This window comes from Streptomyces bacillaris (genome assembly GCF_003268675.1).
Lineage (GTDB): Bacteria > Actinomycetota > Actinomycetes > Streptomycetales > Streptomycetaceae > Streptomyces > Streptomyces bacillaris.
In genome coordinates, this window is record NZ_CP029378.1 from 1,528,228 (window position 1) to 1,532,802 (window position 4,575).

The 4,575-nt window shown below is 72.7% G+C and carries 3 protein-coding genes; all 3 read right to left on the reverse strand.

The features are described 5' to 3' along the window. Window positions 1-85 precede the first annotated feature (85 nt). Window positions 86-2,404, reverse strand: a complete 2,319-nt coding sequence (locus DJ476_RS06260) for an iron-containing redox enzyme family protein (RefSeq protein WP_112490054.1) — start codon at window positions 2,402-2,404, stop codon at window positions 86-88. A gap of 247 nt (window positions 2,405-2,651) precedes the next feature. Then, entirely contained in the window at window positions 2,652-3,662 is a 1,011-nt protein-coding gene (locus DJ476_RS06265) for an Inducer of phenazine A (protein ID WP_112490055.1), read from the reverse strand. 172 nt (window positions 3,663-3,834) lie between these two features. After that, on the reverse strand, window positions 3,835-4,479 hold the full coding sequence (locus DJ476_RS06270; protein ID WP_112490056.1) for a type VII secretion system-associated protein: 645 nt from the start codon (window positions 4,477-4,479) through the stop codon (window positions 3,835-3,837). Window positions 4,480-4,575 lie beyond the last annotated feature (96 nt).

Below are 4,575 nucleotides of genomic sequence, written 5' to 3' on the forward strand. Positions count from 1 at the left end.
CGGGGCGTGGGGCGCACGAGGGGCATGGGGTGCGCGAGGAGCGTGGGGCGGGAGGGGAGCGTGGGGCGGGCGTGCGTCCGGGGGCTCACTTGCGGCGGCCGGTGAAGCGGGTGCGGCGGGCGGCGAGCCGGGCGCCGACGCTCCTCGGCGGGTTGAGCGAGCGGTAGCCGACCCGCACCCGCCCCCACACGTCGGCCCGGGCCCCGGGTCCCGGCGCGTCCGGCAGCGAGGCGAGCAGGGTGTCCACGGCGTCGGCGGCCCAGGCGGAGTGGCCGGTGGCCACGTTGTCGATGGTGTTGTGGATGTCCACGAAGCGGGTGCTGAAGCCGTACGCCTTGAGGGCGAGGCGCGCACGCCGGTAGGTGCCGCCGACGCCGGACAGCTCCATGGCCAGGTTCAGGCCGAGGACCTCCGGCAGATAGGTCTGCGGGAAGCGCCCCACGCACAGCCAGTACACCGGGAGTTCGAGGGACTCCTCACGGAAGCCGGGCCACTGCGCGAACGCGGCGGAGGCCGTCGGCGGCAGCTCCACCCCCATCTCCTTGAGCACGTCGCGGTAGATGAGCGGGTGGTTCAAGTGCGGCTCGCCGTTGCCGAGTTCGTCCCAGTACGTCTCGAAGAGGGAGTGCCCGATCGCGGACGAGGCCTGCTCGTAGTCGGTGAACCCCTGGAGCCAGCTGCCGTCGATCAGGGTGAGCGGCGCGGTCTGCACGGTGTCGTCGACGACCGCCTCCTTCGAGGGCAGGGGGATCGCCGCGTTCTCCTCGAACTCGGCTCCATGCCGATCGTGTTGGCCCTGGAGCCAGGGCCGCAGCCCCTCGTGGCTCCAGCGTTCGGGCAGCGGCATCGCCGTACGGTCCATGCCGTGGCCGGAGCGGGCGAGCCAGCCGTCCACGTACTCCATGGCCCAGGTGCGCAGGGCGGGGGTGTCGGTACGGTTCATCAGCAGGTGGTACGCCTCGCGGAGCCCGGAGGGCGTACGGCCCGGGGAACGCGCCCCGGCCCGCAGGGCTCCGGCCACCCCCGCGAGGGCGTCCCGCACACCGGTCGGGGACGGCTCGGCGGGCTCCCCGGAGGCCCCGTGGGCCCCGGGAGTTCCGGGGGGCCCGGAGGTTCCGGAGGCCGGGCGGGGCTCGGAGGTTGTGGTGTCGGCGGGCGTCGGCGGGAGGGAGTCGATCCACCGCCGGATGACCGTGAGGTCCTCCGGCGAGAAGACCCGGAACATCGGTCCGCGCTCGCCGACCAGCCCCCGTACCAGCGAACTGGCCCCGGAACGCCCGGGCTTGACCAGCTTGCTGCGCGCCAGGACTTCCAGCAGCGGGCCCGGGTCGGTCCGGCACTCCGCCAGCCAGCGGGCCAGGGGCTTGCCCTCCAGCAGGAACTGGTGGTGGTAGACGGCGCCTTCGCGGGACCGCAGCCGCATCAGCTCGGCCATGTCGAACGCCGGATCCCCGGCCGCCACCAGCTCCGCGTGCAGCCCCTCGGACCACCCCCGGAGCCCGGCCAGCATCCAGCGGAAGCCGGAGCGTACGGTGTCGGCACCCCGCTCGCCCTCCCGCTCGACCAGCGCGTCCACGGCGGCCCGGCACTGCTCGACGGGTATGGGCCCCTCAGGGGCACGCCTGCTGGCCGGATCGAGGGCGGCCCAGTCCGCCCCCGTCGGCAGCACCGCCCGGACCGGCTCCAGGGCGGGCAGCAGCCCGACGGCGCGCAGGCACAGGTCGGCGCCGAGGATCTCGCCCCGGAAGTCGTCGGGGCGCCGGCTCATCGCCAGGAGCAGGGCCGGGAGGCGGAACGCGCTGTCGGGGATGCGCTGGTCGCCGGTGAGGCGGGCGGCCGGTGCCGCGTTCTCCGCGAGCCTCAGCCGACGCAGGAGTTCGAGGTAGGCGCTGCCCCGGGAGGCCGCGGGGTGCCCGGCGCCGACGTCGGAGGCGTACAGGGCGAGGATGCGCAGGACGAGGGGGTCGTCGGCGTTGCCGGGGGCGCTGAGCCACTGGAGCCAGGCGCCGGACAGGAGGGCGAGCGGGGCGCAGCCGAGGACGGCCCGCCGGACGAGCACCTCGTCATGGCCGTCGGGGCGCTCCTCCCCCTGGCCCGGGGTGACGAGGGCGAGGTGGCGCGGACGCTCACCGGCCGCCCAGTCGGCTGCCTGCCGGAGGAGGCCGTCGAGCGAACCGTCGCCCGTGGCCGCAGCCGCGTCCGTGGAGCGGCGGATCGCGGTCCGCACCTCCTCCACGAACCGGCCCTCGGGAAGCGATGCCTCGGGGTCCGTCGCATACGCGTACACGGTCCGTCCCGAGCCGCCGTCCCCCGGCAGCCCGTGCGGACGGCCCGTCCGGCGCTCCGCGGCCTGCGTGGCCGCAGCCGGGGCCGAGGACGGGGCGGCTGCCTGTTGGCTGTGCATCGTTTCCCTCTCTCCGTCGGTTCGCGTGCGGTCGGAACGTGCGGTCAGAACATGGGGTAGATGGAGGCGTCGTTCTTCGCCTTCTGCTTGCGCCGGAACACTTTCGCGATGATTTTTCGCACGAACGACATGGCAGACAGCCCTCTCTTGCCTGGAGGTGTAAGGGAATGCACAGAGGCGTACGGGAACGCGCGAAGGCGCACGGGAACCGGCGGGCCGTTCAGGAAAGCCCGAATCCCTCGGGCGTTCAGGAAAGCCCGAGGGATTCGGCCAGCAGCCGGGAGGTGATTTCCGTGCCGTGGTCGGTGAAATGCGCCCGGTCCACATAGAGCCAGTCGTTCCCCGTGACGGACTCGGCGAGGACGGCGCTCATGTCCAGGAAGCGGACGTCCTGCGCCTCGCAGGCGACGCGGAGTGCGTCGGCGTACCGGCGGCCGGTCTCCAGGGTGGCGATGTCCCCGTACAGCTCCCAGAAGTTGGAGATGTCGTCGAGTTCCCCGAAGACCGCCTTCTCCTCGGGTGACCCCGACTCCCGTACCCAGGTCGCCAACGGCTGGAGTACGTAGGTGATACGGGCGCCGGACGGTCCGGCCAGCAGCCGGAGCGCGGCGAGGTGACGTGACGTCAGGTCGACGGCGTACGCGATCCGGTCCGCGAGCGGGGGCACCACGTGCGGCTCGCCCTCCGGCCCGGCCGCGCGTCGGCCGAAGCCCCGTCTGGCCTTGCGGTGGGAGGCGCGCAACTCCTCCATCTGGTCGAAGTACTCACCGCAGTTGAAGAATCCGCCGTGGTCACCGCGCTGGGCATCGGGCAGCCGGCTGAGCGCCAGGTCGTTGAGGCCGGAGAACACGACGATCTCGTCGATCTCGGGGACCAGCTCCCGGTGCATCAGGAACAGCAGCAGCTCCTGCATCGAATTGTGGCTGCGCCCAGCGAAGTTGAGCCAGGGGACGGACGGCGCGTACCGGCTCCAGAGCCGTGACGCCATGGTCGCGCCGTCATCGGTCGCTCCGATCCCGAACGGCGTGGAGCTGCCGGCCAGCAGCCGGACCGGGCCCTTGGGCGCGTTCGCGACCGATCCCCGCTCGGTGGCGCCGTGGGAGATGCGGAATCCCAGCCGATCGGTGTTGATCGTGGCGGAGCGGTAGTCCGCCCGGTGGAAATACATCAGGTAGGGCAGATACCGGGTTTCCGCCCGGTCGTCGAAGTCGTCGTACCGCAGCATCTGCGGGGTCAGAATTTCACGCTGGGATTTCACGGACGGGACGCTCCTCGATTCAGGGATCGCTCTTCCGATGGGCGTATCTCGGCGCCGTACGTGACGAGCTTTGTCGGTCGGTGACCCTGAAAGAAAGGAAACGCGGGGTCGGGAACGCGCAATGCGCGATCCCGAGGGAGGGACGTGAGCGGATAAAAGGGGTGATACTCCCCTACGGGGCCGGGGTCTCCGGCTCCCCCGCCGCGCTCCCCGGCTCCTCCGCCGTCTTCCCTGGTTCGTCCGCCAGGCCTTCGGCGGCCAGCACCATGCTCACCGGGGCCGAGCTGTTGAGGCTGAGGCTGTGACCGGCCGGGAGGCGCGTGAGCAGTTCCGCCAGGGGCAGGGTCACGGAGCGGAGCTGCCCGAGGCTGTGGAGGTAGCCCGGCGAGGTGTAGACGGGGACCACCGCCGTACCGTCGGGCGCCGAGGCGCGCACCGGCTCGCCGTCGGCGGTGACCGGCACCGCGACCTCGGCCCCGGCCAGTGCGGCGGTGACGTCCTCGACGGGGCCGTAACCGGTGGTGGCGAGCTGGACGGCCCGGTCCACCGGGTCCAGGGGCTCGGGCCACCCCATCGCCTCCGGCGAGGGGCGGTAGTCCGGGTTGTCCTCCCACTCGACGATCTCGCCCGCGGAGTCGGAGCGCCACTGGCCGATGACGGCCCACTCCGGGGGCGGACCCTCGCCCTTCCAGGCGGGGTCGGCCAGATAGAGCCAGTGGTCCGGGGCGAGCCGGGCCGCCTCGACGAACTCCTCCGGGGGCGCGGGGTCCAGGGGGGATGCGGGGGAGGCGGTGGGCCGGGTGCCGGGCTCGCTCATCGGGTCCTCGTTCACTGGGGGTGCTGGAAAGGCTGGGGTGGTGGAAAGGCTGGGGTGGTGCAGGTGCTGCGGTCAGTACAGGTGCTCCGGTTGCGG

Coding starts and splice junctions, on each gene's coding strand:
- DJ476_RS06260 (WP_112490054.1), bottom strand. CDS start 2,404: ATGCACAGCCAACAGGCAGCCGCCCCGTCCTCGGCCCCGGCTGCGGCC.
- DJ476_RS06270 (WP_112490056.1), bottom strand. CDS start 4,479: ATGAGCGAGCCCGGCACCCGGCCCACCGCCTCCCCCGCATCCCCCCTG.